The organism is Gracilibacillus sp. HCP3S3_G5_2 (assembly GCF_052063305.1).
Classification (GTDB): Bacteria; Bacillota; Bacilli; order Bacillales; family Amphibacillaceae; genus Gracilibacillus.
This window is the reverse complement of the sequence record NZ_JBQHXU010000009.1, coordinates 130,404-148,450: the sequence shown is the minus strand read 5'-3', so window position 1 is coordinate 148,450 and position 18,047 is coordinate 130,404. Positions and strand designations below refer to the sequence as shown.

Sequence of the window (18,047 nt, the reverse complement as noted above, 5' to 3'; positions counted from 1 at the left end):
AAGGAAGGAGGAAGTTATGGAGAGGATAAAACAGATGTTGGAGCATTATTACAACATCAAGATAACAGCCATACAGTCACAACAAGGTGGCTGGGCATCACTTGCCTATAAAGTATGGAACGAAAACCAACAGTATTTCCTAAAGGTATACGAAAAAAGCCGAGCATCTACACCGAAATTGATGGAACGAATAGATGAGTATGTTCCGATAATGGATTGGCTATATCGTAACAGTGAGCTGAAAGAGAGTATTTCTGTACCGATATTAACGAGAGAAGGAAATTATAAATGGGAAGATGACGAGGGAGTTTACTTGCTATATGAATTTATTGAAGGAACAACAATAGGGGATCGAATGCTGACAGACAAACAAATCCAACAGTTCTCTGAAATCATTACCAACCTCCATGGGTATGGTGAGGAGATTCCTGTAACAACAGATTCTATTAAAGAAACATTTTCTGTACCATATATACAGTTTTATCAGGACATTTTAAATAGTAATTATACACATATGGCTAGCGATATACGGAAAGTAGTGAGCCAATATAAAACGCATATACATGATCTGATTAGTACAGTAGAAAACTTAGCAGAATCCTTACATGATAGTGATCTTAGAATGGCCTTGTGTCATGCTGATCTCCATTATTGGAATCTGATGGAATCCCATGACCAATTGGTGTTAATAGACTGGGAAGGTTTAAAATTAGCCCCAGTCGAAGCTGATTTTATGTTTTTGGTTGATAAGCCATATTTTAATAGATTTATAGCTATTTATCAGGAAAAACATCATAATTTTGAGCTAAATCGTGAGGCTTTACATTTTTATCAAGGTCGAAGAAAGTTAGAAGACATAGGTGAATTTCTTGAACAGCTGATGCTTGATACATTATCTGAACAGGAGCGAATTAGTACAATGAATTATTTGAAAGAAGAATTAAGGTCGATAAGCCGATAATATCTACGTCAATTTCGGTGGATTCATACTATCAAAGCATTGTATGGCGTAGATGCTTTCCAATACCTTAAAAGTTAGATTGGTTTCTTAATATTTAGAAGAGAGGGGTACTTTCGGGTGAAAAGGAATTATTGGTTTATCGCTCTTGGAATTGTCTGGACGGTTATTTTTGCTGGTATGAGTTTTTACTGGGCTATGGGAGGTTTGCTTGGTGTTAGATCCTTAGGGGGCTCTATATATGAGATGTCGTTAAATCCAGAACCATCATTTGTTGTTATTGTTTGGCTAACCGGTGTATTAAAGCTGTTTGGATTAGTTTTATTGTTGATGCTTCTTAAAGGATGGAATAAAATGATGGTAGAAAAAACACTTTATTACTTAGCAAAAATTGCAGGAGCAGCATTATTTCTTTATGGATTAGGCAATTTCATCACAATTTCATTAAGTACATGGAATGTTCTCGATTTCGAGTTGGATGGGTATGCAACGTTTTGGCGGTTAGTTTTTTGGGAACCTTATTGGATCTTTGGAGGAATATGTTACTTTTTTTCAGTTAGAAAAAGATAACAACCATTTTCCGCCTTGAACATCTTTAATTACTTCCATAAGCGTTCCCTTCTAGGTGACTAGTAATTTGTTTCACAACTTCTTGTAAATATGTTTTTTGATGCGGAACAATATCTTTTAAACTTATATTCCTGTTAATGGTGGTTCTCACTCCGAGCTCTTGTATTTCAAAACCCTCTACTCTGATCTGCTTTTTCTTATTAAAGCACAAATCGGAAAAATCATGAAACACAGCCTTTACCATTCCAGATACCTCTTCTTGTTGCAAACGGAATTCATTGCTGTCTTTTAAATGGTATAAGTATACATTTGCCCACTCTCTGTCTAGAAAATTGGCAGTTTCGATCGTATCTTCGATAACTCCTAATAATCTTAACTCATTAAAATGTACATTAATCCCCAGTTCTTCTTGTATTTCTCTGACACCATCGGCAGCTGTTTCTATAGCCAATAAATGTCCGGCAGCAGTGATATCAAAAAGGTTAGGGAAATCCTTTTTGTTCTTGCTTCGTTTTTGCAAATATATATAATCCACACCAGCTTTTTTATCGATGAACCAGCATTGGAACGTTTCATGCCAATATCCGTGTTTATGCACTTCATCTCTGTCTGCTACGCCTATTTCATTTCGTTTCTCATCAAAAATAGTAAGCTCTTCGCTCATATGTCATTCCACCTTTCCAAGATTGCTGTTAATGGAGTAACAGATCTAAAACTCTAAAAGTCAGTATAGCATAATAATAAACCCAGTAATTATTTATTAGTCTAGTTTACACTTGGAAATGTGATCATCCTATCTATATGGTAAAATGAACCTAACAAAATGCAGAGGAGTGGAATAATGAATAATAAGCAATTCATCTTGAACCAATTTGTAGCTTGTTATAACAGAGACACTTGGTTTGTATCTTTGAAGACGGCACTAGACGGAATTACATCTGAACAAGCTTCTTATAAAATGGAAAATACTGTACACTCCATATCTGAAATAGTTCATCATTTATATTTTTATAATTTATTGGAATTGAACCGTTTTAGAGAAATACCTGATCTGGTTAGTGTTACAGACAACAAGAAAACATTTACAGACTCAGAAGAAATCGGTTGGGAATTGCTAGTCGAGAAAATCTTTACAACATTTAGGGAGTGGAAACGTGAAATCGAATATTGTGAGGAAGATTATGTAGAGAAATTCTTAGAAAGTCTTTATTATATCAATCTGCATAACGCTTATCACATCGGACAAATCGTTCAGGTAAGGAAAAACCTTGGAATATGGGATGAAAATAAAGGGATCAACTATACAATTTAAACAAAGTGGAACAATAATCCTATTAAACACCTGCAAATAGCACAATATACTTATATCGATTTAATTTGTAAGTCATAAAAGTTATTTTTGATATTACGATTGCTCAGTTGTGAACTGAGCTTTTTTGTTTACATACTAGTAATATTTTTCGTCATTATTCTTATATTTTTTATATTTTCGGTAAAATATAACATTTTTTTCTTAAATCTATGATTTTATCTACCAATTTAGCCATAAACCATATATAATACTATTAAATATAGATTTAAAATGAAGTGATTTTTATGATACATAAGACCTACTCACATATACTTTTCGTTTATATGTTACTATGTGATGTTGTCGAACTTTATTTTAAATCAATAAAGAGAATATAGCGGATATAGGAGGATATGGAAAGTGGCAAATAAAAAAGTAGTAATGTCGGTAACTTTAGGTGCAGCAATCGCAGCAACCATGGTGGGAGCTGATGAAGCAGAAGCGGCATCGTATAAAGTAAAGAGTGGGGATTCATTATGGAAGATTGCACAACAGTATGATACAAGCGTTCAATCATTAATCGACATCAATAAACTTACTTCAGATGTCATTTATCCGAACCAAGTTCTACAAACTAATCCAACTTCTTCAAGTAGTAATTCGTCAAATACAAGTACAGGAAGTAATCAAAAGTCAAGCTCAAGTACCGGAAAATATACGGTAAAATCTGGAGACACTCTAAGTGGTATTGCAGCTAAACATAACATTTCTCTGAGCGATTTAATGAAATGGAATAACCTAGATACTACTTTAATCTATCCAGGAAATGTTTTTGTTGTTACGAAACCGAATAGTAGCAGTAGTTCTAGTAAAAATAATACATCATCTTCTAATCAACAGAGTAGTGGTTCTTCTTCAACGGTATATACGGTGAAATCTGGAGATACATTGTCTCACATTGCTGTTAACTATGGTGTGACTGTATCTAATTTGAAGAAGTGGAATAATCTAAGCTCAGATAGAATCTATGTGGGACAAAAGCTTAATATCGGGGAAGTGAAAAATACTGGATCAACTTCGAAAAATAGTGGTTCTAGTAACACGTCACCTGCAGATGTAGACTATGATGTAAACAAACTAATGAATGTAGCAAAAAGTTTGGTAGGTACTCCTTATGCATGGGGCGGATCCACAACGAGCGGATTTGATTGCAGTGGATACATATACTATGTGTATAAACAAGCTGGAATGGATGATATTCGTCGTCTTTCTAGTGCTGGATATTATGATCGTTCTTATTATGTAAACAATCCTAAAGTAGGAGATTTAGTATTCTTCGAGGGAACCTATACATCTGGTATTTCTCATATGGGGATTTATGTAGGAGATAACAAGTTCATTCATGCAGGTTCTTCTACTGGAGTTACTATTACCAGTCTGGACAATTCTTATTGGAAAAAGCACTTCTCTAGCTTTAAACGATTCTATTAAGCTATGAGTAAAAGCAGTTTAGTGAATCATGTTGTAGATGGAAAAAGAAATGCAGAATTGGGCCCTTATACGGGAATCAGTCCTGCATTTCTTTTTTATTTATCACGGTACTAAACGTCTGTAATCCTACCATTTCAAGCTTCAAGTAACACAAGTATAAGTTTAACGATAACAGACGCTAGCACCTGATAAGCTTCGCTAATGATCAGTGGGATCAAAACTCTACTGAACATAGTCTCACATTATTTTGGTTGGATGGCAACCCGCTTGGTCAAGCTTCGTATTAGTAATAAGCTTGTAGTAACCAGAACGATAGTGCAAATCAATGATAAAGCAAGGGATAAATTAGGACTAGGGATAGTCAGTAAATTTATTAATGGATAGGTTATATCTCCTTCCCATAATAAATCTATTAAAGAGACATATAGTAAAGCGATCAGGATAAAACCGATGCAGCCCCAGCCTCCATAACGTTGATATCCAGCGATAATCAACCATCCGGCCTGATAAAAACCAAAAATAATTAGGCTAAAGACGACAACAGGTATTATCCATGTAGATGTCATATCTAAAAAGCCAATATTAGCATTGTCAGGTAAATAAGCTTTCAATGGTTCGATCATATACAGAATCCCATTTATGATACTTGCGATGACCATAATAGAAATACTTAACCCTGCAGCTGCAATAGCTGATCCACTGAAATAGTCTTTACGTGTAATCCCGTTTCGTACATAATGGGTAAAAAAAGCTAAAGAAGAGATGATCCCGATTACCAGCATATAAACTTTAGTAGATGTATACACGGTAGACAGAAAGTTAAGTTCCATTTCCGCGGTAAATAAAGGGATGATTAGGAAAAAAGCTAAGATGACTAGCATATACCAGAATGTCCATTTCATTTGGATAAGAAATAAATCTCTTGTTACTTTAAACATCGTATTATTTGGTGTATTCATGTTATTCGTCCTCCTCAGTTAGATGAATAAACAATTCTTGCAATGACACAGGACCGATTTCGAGGCCAAGCCTTTCCGCTTCCATCCTATCAGCATCACTCAAATTTCCGTATAACATTACCGATTTTGTATTACCAAGTGATTTTGTACTTAATTGATTTTTGTTGTTAACAAATGAGTCGACCATTTCTGCTTGCCCTATAACAGATACACCACGACTGATAATTTCCTCAAATGATTCATCGATAATGAGCGTTCCGCGGTCAAGGATCAAGACATGATCAAATAAATAATCCATTTCAGATACGAGATGAGTAGATAAAATCATGATACGTGGATAACGTTGTTGTTCCTCTAGGACTTCCTGGTAAAATATTTCACGAGTTGGTGCATCCATTGCTACATATGCTTCATCAAATATAGTGACTGGATTTCGGTGTGCAAGCCCTAATGTAACATTTAAAGCTGATTGCATCCCACTGGATAAGCTATTAATTGCTTTATCTAGAGGCAGTTTAAAGCGCGCTGCTAATTCTTTTGCATATTCGATATCAAAATTTGGCCGGTATTGCTCCGCAAAGGAGAAATAACTTGTAATCGTATCATACTCATCCTTATAATCAACCTCTAAAATAAAGCTAACAAATGGCATAATATGCTTATTTTCGAATGGATTTTCCCCAGCTATCTTAATTTGGCCTGAAGAAGGCTCCATTAATGATGCTAATAAGGACAGTAACGTTGTTTTTCCTGCTCCGTTTCTCCCGATTAAACCATAAGTTTTGCCTGATTCTAATGTAAACGTAACATCTTTTAACGCTTCAAATTGTTTGAATGACATCGAGACATTTTGAACAGACACATTAAAATTCATGTGATCCACTTCCTTTTCCTTTTTGAATTAAGTTCATGATATATTGATCTGACAAGCCTAGCTTTTTCGCTTCCTGTAACATCGGCATTATATAATCGTCGACAAATTTTTGTTGTCGTTTTTCGATTAACTTCGCTTTCGCTCCTGGCGCTACAAACATTCCGACACCTCTTTTCTTATAAATGATTCCTTCATCCACTAATAAATTAGTGCCTTTGGAAATGGTAATATGATTCACTTTATAAAATTGCACCATTTGTGTTGTAGATGGAATTTGCTCATTTTCCTTTAATTGTTCATTGACAATCTGATCTTCTATTTTTTCTTTGATTTGTATAAAGATTGGTTTTTTATCGTGGAAAGCCTGATTCAATTGCCTTCACCACCTTTGTATAATACTTATATAGTTATGTATATAAGTATATAACGGAGGTTGGATAAAAGTCAATGGTTTTGAGAAAGCTTTCATTAATCTGATGAAGAAGCTAAAGTATAAAAGGGATTGTATATGTAAGTGATGTATGGGGTTTTACAGAAGGTAATAAAAGAAAATACGAACGATGCAATAAGTATAATTGCGCAATATAGGGGATGCTTTTCACTAACTTACGTTTTTTTTATGATATCGAGTGCATAGCATCCGTTCTGGCTGATCGTTTCGCTTTTACCCATAGGGCATAAGTCAACATCTGTTCAAGCAAGCTTTCACAGTGTTTCCTATACCGAGGGGGCAAAAAACCGTGGAAAGGAAAGTGGACAGCCGGAGTGATTGGTACACAACTATAGTTTCTCAAAATTACTACGAAGCAACATAAGTTAGTGCGTAGTATGTTTCTAATAAATAGGAAAAACCAAACGATTTCAAGGTCTATTTGAATAATCGTTTGGTTTTTTGTGCTTATACCTTTCTTTTGTCCCAGTCATCTTGAGAAATTAATATTTATATGATTGGCCACCATCTATCGGGATAACAGCACCATTGATGAAGTCAGCCTGATTGGATAACAGGAAGGCAACAAGATAACCCACTTCTTCGGGTTTACCAAATCGCTTCATCGGGTTGACACTAATAAATTCTTTCCCAGCTTCTTCCCAATTATCTCCCCCCATTTGTTTTAATGATTCTTCGACCATATTGGTCATAATTGCTCCTGGAGCAATTGCCTTAATGCTAATCCCGTATTGGCCATATTCAACAGCTGAATTACGGGTCAGACCAACTACTCCGTGTTTGCTTGCGGCATATCCCGATTGATTTCCGACACCTCTAATTCCACCAACAGATGCTGTATTAACTATCGAGCCGTACCTTTGTCTTTTCATTACTTTTAACACATGTTTCATACCATAGAAAACCCCGTTTAAGTTGACATCCAATACGCGATGAAACTCATCAACTCCATAGTCCTCTGTTATATTTTGTTTTCCTTCAATCCCAGCATTATTGAAAAAGCCGTCAATTCTTCCAAATGTATCGATCGTAAACTGAATATAACGGAAAACATCCTCTTCATTTGCAACATTCGCCTCTGCAAGTTCTACTTGTGTATGAGGAGCTATCTTTTGGATTTCTTCTTTACTTTCTTCAAGGCCGTCTTTGTTCAAATCAACCAGTACTAATTTTCCGTTTTCCTTCGCTATTTCTAAAGCAGCAGCTCGGCCAAGTCCGGCACCGCCACCTGTAATGATAATTACTTTGTCTTCAAAGCGACTCAATGGTGATCACTCCTTATAAGGTTTTTTTATCCCGGTATTTATCGGCAATAAAATGAAACTACCACCGAGGGAAGTCTCACTTTTATGCGGATAGTATTCCCAATAAGGAGGAAATCATGATATGCTTATCGGACTATTCGACTATATCGCTATTTCCTTAATAATTCTAGCTGGGTTACCACCTGCAACAACATTATCCGGTACATCCTTGGTCACTACTGCTCCTGATGTAATGACGACATTATCACCAATAGTCACACCTGGATTAATAATCGCACCGCCACCAATCCATACATTATTTCCAATGGTGATCGGCTTAGCATATTCTTTGCCGGAATTACGTTCATCTGGATGAAGTGGATGTGTTGCAGTATAGAGCTGGACGCTAGGTCCAAACATGCAATTATCACCAATGCGAACTTCACATACATCTAATATCGTACAGTCAAAATTAGCGAAAAAATAGTTACCAACATATGTATGACAACCATAATCAAAACGGATATTGGGCTCCATAAACGCTCCTTTACCGACAGATCCTAGTAAATCTTTCAATAGTTGTCCGCGTTTGTCACTTTCTTCTTCGGTGGAAGAATTATATTCCCTCACTAACTTTCGTGCTTTTTGCCGGTCTTTAAATAATTCTGGATCAGCTGGATTATACATTTCTCCTGCTAACATCTTTTCTTTTTCAGTTCTCATTCAAATAATCCCCTTAATTCATTAGTATAACTGTTACTATTCTTACATTGTCCATTTTATCAAATCGAGGAAAATAGACATAAAATTGTAACACTAATTTAATATGATAAATGAAACTTACCGTATGGGAAAATCGTCTTCTTTATTAAAGAAAAATAGATGGGGCGAAATATCTGGCATAATTTAAATAATGGAAGGAGCAATCGAACATTGAGGAAGATACCAGTTATACTAGTCATCCTTTTAGGGTTGTTATGTGCTTGTTCTCCGGAGGAACAAATTGTGCAAATAGAGGATAAAGATTTTGCAAATATATTATTAATCCAAAAGGTAGAAAATAACTTTACTTCAGAGCAACTATCCAAGCAAATAGAAGATCAAGAAATGATTGAGCAAGTATTAACGATGGTAGAAGGGCTTAAAGTAGAGGAAATTGATAACGAGGAACTAATCAAAATATTGGAGAGTCAGGATAATTACTATATGTTTGATTTTTATGAAGGTGAGGATACCAATATACTAAGAGGAGATTATGGCTTTCATGTTTTGGAGGACGGCACGATGCTATTTAACGTTGATCTGTTAAGCGTGACGAATCCTCTTGTAACTGTCGAAACACATAAAGAGTTATTAGAAGCAATGAAAGAAATGCTGGAAATAAATTTCTAAGAGCCTTTGGAGAAAATGAATGACTTTTAAGGTAAAAAATCGTGCTTGCCCTTCCTCAATGTGCATGAATTAATATATACTTAAATATGAAGGTATTTTCTTGAAACGATTAATAAATGAGTGAGGTAATTTCCATGAAAAGGTTAGCAGTATATTGTGGTTCCAGCACAGGAGTTGACCCTGTGTATGTAAAAGAGGCTAAAAAACTAGGAAAGTTACTGGTGGAGAATGGTATTGATCTTGTGTATGGTGGATCAAATGTAGGTTGTATGGGTGCAGTTGCAGACGGTGTATTAGAAACTGGCGGAAGCGTGATTGGTGTTATCCCAGAGAAATTAAAGAATGTAGAGATTGCTCATGATAATCTAACTGAACTTCATGTAGTGAAGACGATGCATGAACGAAAAGCGATGATGGCAGATTATGCGGATGGATTCATTGCATTACCAGGTGGAACTGGGACGTTAGAAGAATGGTTTGAAGTATTTACGTGGGCACAAATTGGGTATCACAAGAAACCATGTGCACTGCTTAATATTAATCATTACTATGATCCAATAATGACACTTTTTGACCATATGATCGAGCAAGGCTTTATCAAACCAGCATACAAAGAATTAATTTTAATAGAGAATGACGCAAATAAATTAATTGATCGATTGTTAAAGTATGAAGGAATTTACATAGATAAGTGGGAAAATGATTAACCGGCCTTACTAGCTAGCAATAGCAACTGTTACGTTTTTGCAAGCGGTGACAAAGTTAATCCCTAACTATCGATGGAAGTTTACGCAATGAAAGAACTTAGCTATCCTGATGAAAATATCCACTATGTAAATCAATTAATAGATACTTATTACCTACAAAGAAGACAAATAATCCATAAATAATAGAAACAATATTGGTACCGAGTACATGTACTGTCTAGAAGCTAACGATTGCAATGATATAGTCTGAGGTGAGGTTATTGTATACTGTTATCGCTTATTCCTCTTTAATTATAGCTTTCGTATCAGTTATGTTAGCTATTAAAGGAATGCGTCATTATTACTGGTTAGCTGCTTTTGGTTGCTATCTTTTTAGTTTCCTAGCAGGCTTTTCTATAGGACGATTGACGGTAGGATTAACGTTTATCCCCCTAGCATTGGCGATTGGTTATACATTCAACTGGATTCAAAACAACGTACACTGTTTTCTTTTCGTTTGTTCGGGTATCACTATTGGACTTAGCATCGTTCTATATGTAGAGATGAAATGGGTGTTTTTGCCGTTCTGGATCTTAAGTTAAGAAATCGTACGAATCATTCTAGATTAAGTGAAGGTGATGTTGTGAAAACAGCTATGAAGTGGATCTTCCTTGTTCTTTGTATTGTTACCATGATTATAGGGGCAATATATCTATGGAATGAGGAAGATAAAGCGGAAAAAAATAATTATGCACCTACTTCTCCTGCTTCTTTATTATTATCTGACCAAATTGTAAATATCGCACATCGAGGAGCATCCGGGTATGCACCAGAACATACACTAATTTCTTATGATTTCGCTCTAAAAATGGATGCTGATTATTTAGAAATTGACTTACATATGACAGCTGATGGAGAGTTAGTCGCGATACACGATGAAGATGTTTCCCGTACTACTAATGGTAGTGGTTTAGTGAAAGATATGTCACTGTCTGAACTGAAAACTCTCGATGCAGGTTCTTGGTTCAACCAAGCTTATCCCGACAAAGCAGATGACCGTTTTGTCGGAATAGACATTCCTACATTAAAAGAGATTCTCGACTATTTTGGTTTACAGACTAATTATTATATCGAAATAAAGGATCCCGATCCAAAGATGATCGAAACATTTCTGGCGATTTTAGAGGACTATCACTTAATCAAAGAAAATAAAGTAATTATTCAGTCCTTTAGTGCAGATGCCTTGCAAGAAATTTATAGCCAATATGATACTATTCCACTTATTCAATTGTTGTCCGCAAGTGAAACAAACTCAGCTAACTATAGACAAATTCGACAATATGCGATAGGTGTAGGTGTCCCATATCAAAAGTTAAATAAAAAACTTATCGAAGAGATTCATTATCAAGATTTGCATATTCACACTTATACAGTCAATGAGAAAGCAGATATGGAACAGCTGATAAGATGGGGCGTTGATGGAATTTTTACAGACTACCCTGATCGGCTGGTGGAAACACTTCGAGATGATATGTCATGAGATATTTATTGCTGCATGTTCAGAATCCGTCTACAAGCACGATGTAGACGGATTTTTGTGCTTTTCCATAAGTATAGCAATTAATAAGAAATATCATTAATTGTGGTGTGGTACTCTCTTATTTACAAACAAGTAAATTAGGAGGAAACCATATGCTATTACTTGACCAATTTAAGCTGACAAGAGGTTTATTTGTCGACTCCATCTCCTCTATTCCTAAGCATTTAATGGATTTACAACTATCTGGATTACGCAATACCATTCATTGGCATATTGGACATGTGTTAGTCATAACAGAGGAGGTTGCTAACTTCCCGAATCGAAACAAAAGTAGACTGCCAGAATGCTATCAAGCGTTATTTGGAAGAGGTACGAAGCCCAGTGATTGGCCTCAAGTGGTACCAGACATTGACCAATTAATAGTAGATTTGCAAGATCAGCTAATTCGAATAGAGCATCTATCGCCGGAACAAGTAAAAGAACGGTTGACTGAGCCTTTCGATGGAATGGATTGTTTTGAAGAATTTGCTAGTCTTGTATTATTCCATGAGGCGTTTCATCTAGGACAGATTCTCACCATGCAACAAGTGTTAGGAGAAGAGCATTAGCATGATAGCTGAGGAGGTAGAACGAAATGAAAAAGCAAATCCTTTTTGTTCATAGTGCAGGCGCACAAGGACCCCAGCAAGGGAGCAGTAATTTAATTACCTATCTACAAGATAAACTTGGTGAAACGTATGAGTGGATATGTCCGATGATGCCTCATCCAGAAAATCCTACTTATACAAGTTGGAAAAGAGCTCTCACAACAGCACTTTCTAATTTGGAGGGCGAACTAATTCTTATTGGACATTCTTTAGGTGGCTCGGTTTTATTAAAATATCTTTCGGAAATGGAGGTAAAGCCTACTATTTCCGGTTTGTTTATGATTGCCTCACCATTCTGGGGGAAAGATGAGGACTGGCAGGCAGAGGAGTTTACCCTAAAAGAGAATTTTCCATTAACTATCCCTGAGAATCTCGACATTTTTTTATACCACTGTAAGAATGACCCGATTGTATCCATCACACATACTACATATTACGAAAGTCAACTGCCCCATGCAATTACCAAATTACTAGAAGGTGAAGAGCACTACTTCGCTAACGGATTGCCGGAAATCATAATTGATATCACGAGAGAAAAGAACACGGAACATATGAATGCTAGAGTAAAAGAAGAAGGAGAGAGAAGAGATATGACAAAAGTTATTTTGGATATTTCCATGTCACTTGATGGTTTTATCGCAGGTGTGAATGATAACCAAATACAGCCGCTAGGAGAAGGAGGCGAATTGATCCAAAACTGGTTGTTCAGTGGTGATCAACCAAGTCGTTACAATGAATTTTTTAAGCTTTCTGCCACAAACAAAGAAATTTTTGATAGTCCAGTTCCCATGACAGGGGCGATGATTGTAGGAAGGAGAACTTTTGATATTGTGAATGGTTGGGGTGGCAGTCACCCGATTCAGGGTGTTCCTATTTTTATTGTGACACACGAAGCGCCGGAAAGTTATGAAGAAGATAAGACAAGTTTTACCTTTGTCACAAGTGGAGTTGAAGATGCCATTGTACAGGCGAAAGAAGTTGCAAATGGTAAAAATGTTAGTATTGGAACAGCAAGTATTGCTCAGCAGTGTATAAAAGCTGGTCTTCTTGATGAAATGCATCTGCATGTAGCGCCAATCCTAATGGGAAAAGGTATTCGCTTGTTCGATCAAATTGGCACAGAACAAATAAAGCTAGAATCTCAAAATGTAACAGATGGTTCAAATGTTACACACTTGAAATATCAGCTGTTGTATTGAAATTTGGATTTTTACAGACAGGTTAGAGTCCATTGCTAAATGGTGTCCATAGCGCCTCCTATAAAATCTCTCGAATAATGCTTGGAAATAATCAGGGACTATTAGTAAAATGAGATCATAACGGAATTATCCATTAGAAGGTTGGAGTTAAACATTATGAATCTTGATAGGAAAACGAAACTAGTAGTTTTACACGCACACCATAGTAACATTGATTATACGGAGACAGCGGTGAAAAGTACCAACGTAGAACAAATTCACCACGTTGATCCAAGTCTTATTGATGCGATTAAAAATAAATCAACGCAACAGATTGAAAAACGAGTACAGGTACAATTAGAATGGTTAGCATCTACCAAACCAGATGCTATTTTAATCACGTGTACCAATTATAGTCTATATATAAAGGAATCTGAGATAAATGATATTCCCATACTAAAAATAGACGAATTATTTTTCAAGTCTCTCATTGATTATCCAACTACAACCTTATATTTTACCAATCCTGCTACAGTGGAAGGTACTATTAATCGCCTTAAAGAATATTATCAGCAGCTAAACGTAAAAGGTGATTTCCAGGTGGAGATCATTGAGCATGCTTTTGCACTACTAATGTCCAATAAGCAAGGCGCATATAGTGAAGTGATTATGGACTATATCGAAAATAATCCCCCTCAGGGGCTTATAGTATTTCCCCAGCTTTCCATGCATCAGGCAGCCACACATTTGAAAAATAAAGGGCTCAGCGTTATTACCCTGATTGATGCCTTGAAAAAGATAGAAATATAAATAGTTAAATCAAACAATTTGCCGAAAGAGTACATGTAGTACTTTTTCGGCTTTTTTTACAATCGGCCCTAAAAAACGATTGACTTTACATACTGAGTAAGTATATACTCGATATGTACTTACTCAGTATATAAATAAAGGGTGGGAAAATTGAATTTTATTGTCCAATACCAATGGGAAATCTTTATTGTCGCTGAAATACTATCACTTGCCTGCTTATTGTTATTTGGTGTAGTACGTTATCTGTTTGGTAAAAGGAAACAAAGCATAATCTTTCTATTTTTGTTTCTCTTCTTACTCATTCTAGAAGCAGGATTAGCCTTCTTGATCTATAACGAAACAGGTGAAATCTCCACATTCCAAATAGTTATTACTATATTTGTTATTTATGCCTGCACGTTCGGTATTAACGATTTTAAAAAGCTGGATCGTTGGATGAGGACGAAGATAGGAAAATGGCGAGGAGTTGACTTACTGTCCGAGAAAGATAAAGCAATAATAGAAAGGCAAAAAGATCCAAAATATATTGCGAAAATAAATCGATATAGTGCGTTAGTGCATTTAATAATATTTATTGTCGTACAAATTGGATGTTGGTTATATGGATTGGGTGACATAACGCTCTTCAGTAATTATCTTACTGACTTATCGTGGATTGGAACAGAGAACATAGAAGAAACTCCCTATTCAAATGAAACGATTTATCAAATTTCGATGGTATGGGGATTAGTTTTTATTATTGATTTTATTTGGTCTATGTCGTATACCATTTTTCCAGCGAAAGGATGAACAAATTGATTAAAACAATAGGTGTAAAAAAAGATTTTAAGGCAGGAAAAGAAACCGTTTCTGTGTTAAAAGGAGTAGATTTTACTATTAATGAAGGAGAATTTGTAGGAATTATCGGACCAAGTGGTTCGGGGAAGACGACACTGTTGCAATTATTGGCAGGGTTAGACACACCAACGGAAGGTTCGATTGAGATAAATGGAGAGACGCTATCAAGCAAATCAGAAAAGCAGCGAACAATTTTGCGTCGACAGACAATAGGGCTTGTTTTTCAAAATTATCAACTATTGCCACCTCTCACGGTATTCGAGAACATTATTTTTCCACTACATGCAGATGGAAAAAAGGCTTCTACAAAAGAAGTGAACGAACTGCTAGAAGCAGTCGATCTAAGAGGGTATGAGAAGCGTTACCCTAATGAACTTAGTGGCGGACAACAGCAACGAGTAGCAATCGCAAGAGCCTTGATCCATAAACCGGCTCTTTTATTAGCCGATGAACCAACTGGTAACTTGGATCGCGAACGCTCAGGGGAAATTCTTGATCTACTAGCTAAACTTCATCAAGAACGAAACCAAACGATTGTGATGGTAACACATGATATGTTCGCAGCAGGATATTCAGATCGAATTGTGTTATTCAAAGACGGTGTGATTGAAGCAGAAGTACAAAGAGAGGATGAAGAATATGCGGTTTTCCTTTCTCGTTTCATGGCGTAATCTCACCCGCCATAAAACCCGTTTTTTTCTAACACTTATTGCGATGGTATTAAGTGTTACCATTATGACCAGTATGCTTATAGCAAAAGAAACAACTGTTAAAATCATGGATGAACAAGAACAGTTATATGCTGGTAATGCTGATTATTGGATCCAGGGCAATCAGCGGTTTTTCTTCGAGAAGGAAGTGGAATGGGTAACAGACCGTGAGGAAGTCGAAAATGGTCTGGCAGCGTTACTTAAACAAGGATTCGTTGATATAGAGGTAGAGAATCCAGCACAAGCTTCTGTAAGAATTACTGGTGTTTCCAGTTATGATAATGAACTTATTGAATTACCTGTTAAAGAAGGGAATGCTACAAAAGAAGGGTTAATCATTACGGAAAATGCTGCAAATCTATGGGGCAAAGGTGTCGGGGATACGGTAACGTTTCAGGACATGGGAATGATCGAAATTACCGCTGTTGTTTATGAAGGAGCAATGCTGAATAGTCCAAAAACATTAGAAGGATCCACTTTTCGTGATGCACGTGTAATGGTTCCCTTAGCCACTTTGCAAGAATGGACGGGGATGGAAGGGCTAATCTCTAACTACCGTTTTTCGGTTAATGAGCAAGAGCAAACAAAATTTTTGGAAACCTATCAAGCGCAGTTGGAAGGATCAGCATTATATGTACAGCCGATAGTAGTGGATAGTCAACAGAATAATGATGTAGAGGGCCTATACTTTACATTTGATATTATTGCTATTCTTGCTGTATTTATCAGTGCCTTTATAGTTTTTAACATGCTATATACAACGATTGTTGAACGGAGGAAAGACTTTGCCGTTATGAAAAGTCTTGGCTATACTAATAGTAGCGTTAGACGACTAATAATGAACGAGATCGGGGTCCTTTCCTTCCTAGCTTTGGTTCTTGGATTACCATTTGGCGTATGGTTAGGTTCCTTCCTGCAGGAGATGTTAATCTCTGCCATTGCCACACAAACGATTACCTATGAATTAGAACTGATTAAACCCTTGATTATTTCAGGAATTGTCGGTTTAGCTTTTCCTTATCTTGCAGTAATACTTCCCATTTACCAAGCAGGTAAAACCTCTATTATGGAGACAATGTCAGAGAGTCAAGCGAATCGTGTTATAGACCCGAAATGGGTGGTTATACGTATCATGATGGGGATTATTTGCACAGGGATCGGTTTCATTGATAATGTTTGGGCCTTTTTGCTCTTATTTGTCGGCTTAGTGTTGTTGTATCCAGTTTGGATGAAGTTGTTTCAATGGTTATTAAACCCTGTTTTTAAACGGCTATTTGGTTATGCTGGGGAGCAAGCTATCCGATCAGTAAAGCAATTCGAAAATAGAAATGTGAATACTTCTGCAATGCTTGCGATAGGTGTCAGTCTAGCTTTATTTATGAGTGCAGCTTTAGAATCATTGCCTGATGGAATGGAAGAAGATATTCGTGCTACCTTTGGCGGTGATCTTCATGTGGAAAAAGAAACACCCTGGGTAGATGCAGAATTGGAAATAATTAACGAGATAGAAGGTGTTCGTACCACTGTTCCTTATGCGGAAATTCCAAACATAACATGGCAAACAAAAACAGGTGAGTTAAGAGAGTTTTCTATTATCAGTCATGCTGACGAACCAAAGGATGGAATGCTGTTTGACATTACTCAGATAACGGAGGAGCAGGGAGAGCACCCTTCTATTTTTGTTGGAGAGAGAGCATTAGCGGAATGGGGAGGAGAAGTAGGGGAAGTAATGACATTGAATACCCCTTCTGGTTCAGTAGATTTTTTTGTGAAAGGAACGGTTCAAACGTCTCATTATATGAGCTATGTGGCATTTGTAGAAGACAGTGAATTGGCAACTACTTTGAACTGGCCAGAGAGATTTCATGTAATAATAGATACGACAGATGAACAGACGATTCCGATCGTTTTTTCACAGCTTTGGAGTTCCTTTGGGGATTTGTTAGTAAATGTTAACCCTATTACCCTTAATATTGAACAAGGAAAGCAAGCATTAACAGGGATGCAGGAACTCATGCAAGGCTTGTTATTGTTAGTTATTGCCTTATCCGCTATTGGTATTAGTAATACATTATTGATGAATACGATGGAAAGAATAAAAGAGTTGGGCACTATGCGAGCGCTCGGTTTTACAAAAGGCCAGGTAAAAGGTATGATAATGGCCGAGGGCCTTCTGATTGGTATTACCGGAATTATCACAGGCATCTTATATGGTATTGTGGTCATCTACCTTAATGCTCAATCTGCACAAGCCCAAGCCTTGCTGGGCTTTACAATTCCAGGGATGAGCCTGTTTTTAGCAATTGCAGGAGGATTATTGTTTACACTTCTTGCTTCATGGTTTCCAAGCAGAACAGCATCACGTATACCAGTGAAAGAAGCGATAAATTATGAATAAGCGGGGATTAC

The 18,047-nt window shown here is 36.5% G+C and carries 20 protein-coding genes; 14 read left to right on the top strand and 6 right to left on the bottom strand.

The genetic code is table 11. The annotated features are described in order from the left end of the window. Positions 1-16 precede the first annotated feature (16 nt). The gene (locus ACTNEP_RS14490) at positions 17-961 is read left to right on the top strand and encodes an aminoglycoside phosphotransferase family protein (RefSeq protein WP_441162740.1); all 945 of its coding nucleotides are present in this window, start codon (positions 17-19) and stop codon (positions 959-961) included. A 117-nt stretch (positions 962-1,078) separates the two neighbouring features. Continuing rightward, the gene (locus tag ACTNEP_RS14485) at positions 1,079-1,528 is read left to right on the top strand and encodes a DUF3995 domain-containing protein (protein ID WP_441162739.1); all 450 of its coding nucleotides are present in this window, start codon (positions 1,079-1,081) and stop codon (positions 1,526-1,528) included. A gap of 25 nt (positions 1,529-1,553) precedes the next feature. Here the strand turns inward: ACTNEP_RS14485 and ACTNEP_RS14480 are convergent, their stop codons facing one another. Further along, positions 1,554-2,192 (bottom strand): NUDIX hydrolase, encoded by a 639-nt coding sequence (locus tag ACTNEP_RS14480; protein WP_441162738.1) that lies wholly within the window; start codon positions 2,190-2,192, stop codon positions 1,554-1,556. A gap of 177 nt (positions 2,193-2,369) precedes the next feature. Here ACTNEP_RS14480 and ACTNEP_RS14475 point away from each other — a divergent pair, with 177 nt between their 5' ends. Both ACTNEP_RS14475 and ACTNEP_RS14470 read left to right on the top strand, forming a co-directional pair. Continuing rightward, on the top strand, positions 2,370-2,840 hold the full coding sequence (locus ACTNEP_RS14475) for a DinB family protein (RefSeq protein WP_441162737.1): 471 nt from the start codon (positions 2,370-2,372) through the stop codon (positions 2,838-2,840). Between the two features lie 399 nt (positions 2,841-3,239). Then, positions 3,240-4,310 carry a LysM peptidoglycan-binding domain-containing protein gene (locus ACTNEP_RS14470; protein ID WP_441162736.1) on the top strand — a complete coding sequence of 357 codons (1,071 nt, stop codon included), beginning with the start codon at positions 3,240-3,242 and terminating at the stop codon, positions 4,308-4,310. A 242-nt stretch (positions 4,311-4,552) separates the two neighbouring features. Here ACTNEP_RS14470 and ACTNEP_RS14465 read toward each other — a convergent pair whose 3' ends face one another. The 5 genes from ACTNEP_RS14465 to ACTNEP_RS14445 form a co-directional block, all read right to left on the bottom strand. Beyond that, positions 4,553-5,269: a hypothetical protein gene (locus ACTNEP_RS14465; RefSeq protein WP_441162735.1), complete on the bottom strand. Its 717-nt coding sequence runs from the start codon at positions 5,267-5,269 to the stop codon at positions 4,553-4,555. A gap of 1 nt (position 5,270) precedes the next feature. After that, positions 5,271-6,143 (bottom strand): ATP-binding cassette domain-containing protein, encoded by an 873-nt coding sequence (locus tag ACTNEP_RS14460; RefSeq protein ID WP_441162734.1) that lies wholly within the window; start codon positions 6,141-6,143, stop codon positions 5,271-5,273. Next, positions 6,133-6,516, bottom strand: coding sequence for a GntR family transcriptional regulator (locus ACTNEP_RS14455; RefSeq protein WP_441162733.1), 384 nt, complete (start codon positions 6,514-6,516; stop codon positions 6,133-6,135). The genes ACTNEP_RS14460 and ACTNEP_RS14455 overlap by 11 nt, the downstream gene beginning before the upstream one ends. Before the next feature lie 560 nt (positions 6,517-7,076). Next, on the bottom strand, positions 7,077-7,859 hold the full coding sequence (locus tag ACTNEP_RS14450) for an SDR family oxidoreductase (protein WP_441162732.1): 783 nt from the start codon (positions 7,857-7,859) through the stop codon (positions 7,077-7,079). A 141-nt stretch (positions 7,860-8,000) separates the two neighbouring features. Then, complete coding sequence (locus tag ACTNEP_RS14445) at positions 8,001-8,561, bottom strand: sugar O-acetyltransferase (protein WP_441162731.1); 561 nt, start codon at positions 8,559-8,561, stop codon at positions 8,001-8,003. Positions 8,562-8,771: 210 nt separating this feature from the next. Between ACTNEP_RS14445 and ACTNEP_RS14440 the strand changes: the two genes are divergently transcribed. The 10 genes from ACTNEP_RS14440 (at position 8,772) to ACTNEP_RS14395 (ending at position 18,036) form a co-directional block, all read left to right on the top strand. Then, positions 8,772-9,230: a hypothetical protein gene (locus ACTNEP_RS14440; RefSeq protein ID WP_441162730.1), complete on the top strand. Its 459-nt coding sequence runs from the start codon at positions 8,772-8,774 to the stop codon at positions 9,228-9,230. A gap of 134 nt (positions 9,231-9,364) precedes the next feature. After that, positions 9,365-9,937, top strand: coding sequence for a TIGR00730 family Rossman fold protein (locus tag ACTNEP_RS14435; RefSeq protein WP_441162729.1), 573 nt, complete (start codon positions 9,365-9,367; stop codon positions 9,935-9,937). 260 nt (positions 9,938-10,197) lie between these two features. Next, positions 10,198-10,518, top strand: coding sequence for a hypothetical protein (locus ACTNEP_RS14430; RefSeq protein WP_441162728.1), 321 nt, complete (start codon positions 10,198-10,200; stop codon positions 10,516-10,518). Positions 10,519-10,559: 41 nt separating this feature from the next. Next, positions 10,560-11,456, top strand: a complete 897-nt coding sequence (locus ACTNEP_RS14425; protein ID WP_441162727.1) for a glycerophosphodiester phosphodiesterase — start codon at positions 10,560-10,562, stop codon at positions 11,454-11,456. Positions 11,457-11,608: 152 nt separating this feature from the next. Continuing rightward, a complete protein-coding gene (locus ACTNEP_RS14420; RefSeq protein WP_441162726.1) occupies positions 11,609-12,064 on the top strand; it encodes a DinB family protein in 456 nt (151 codons plus the stop codon). Between the two features lie 26 nt (positions 12,065-12,090). After that, entirely contained in the window at positions 12,091-13,302 is a 1,212-nt protein-coding gene (locus tag ACTNEP_RS14415; protein WP_441162725.1) for a dihydrofolate reductase family protein, read from the top strand. A gap of 156 nt (positions 13,303-13,458) precedes the next feature. Continuing rightward, positions 13,459-14,091, top strand: a complete 633-nt coding sequence (locus ACTNEP_RS14410) for a hypothetical protein (protein WP_441162724.1) — start codon at positions 13,459-13,461, stop codon at positions 14,089-14,091. 150 nt (positions 14,092-14,241) lie between these two features. Further along, positions 14,242-14,880, top strand: a complete 639-nt coding sequence (locus ACTNEP_RS14405; protein WP_441162723.1) for a hypothetical protein — start codon at positions 14,242-14,244, stop codon at positions 14,878-14,880. A 5-nt stretch (positions 14,881-14,885) separates the two neighbouring features. Next, entirely contained in the window at positions 14,886-15,599 is a 714-nt protein-coding gene (locus tag ACTNEP_RS14400; RefSeq protein WP_441162722.1) for an ABC transporter ATP-binding protein, read from the top strand. Next, positions 15,568-18,036, top strand: a complete 2,469-nt coding sequence (locus ACTNEP_RS14395; protein ID WP_441162721.1) for an ABC transporter permease — start codon at positions 15,568-15,570, stop codon at positions 18,034-18,036. The genes ACTNEP_RS14400 and ACTNEP_RS14395 overlap by 32 nt, the downstream gene beginning before the upstream one ends. Positions 18,037-18,047 lie beyond the last annotated feature (11 nt).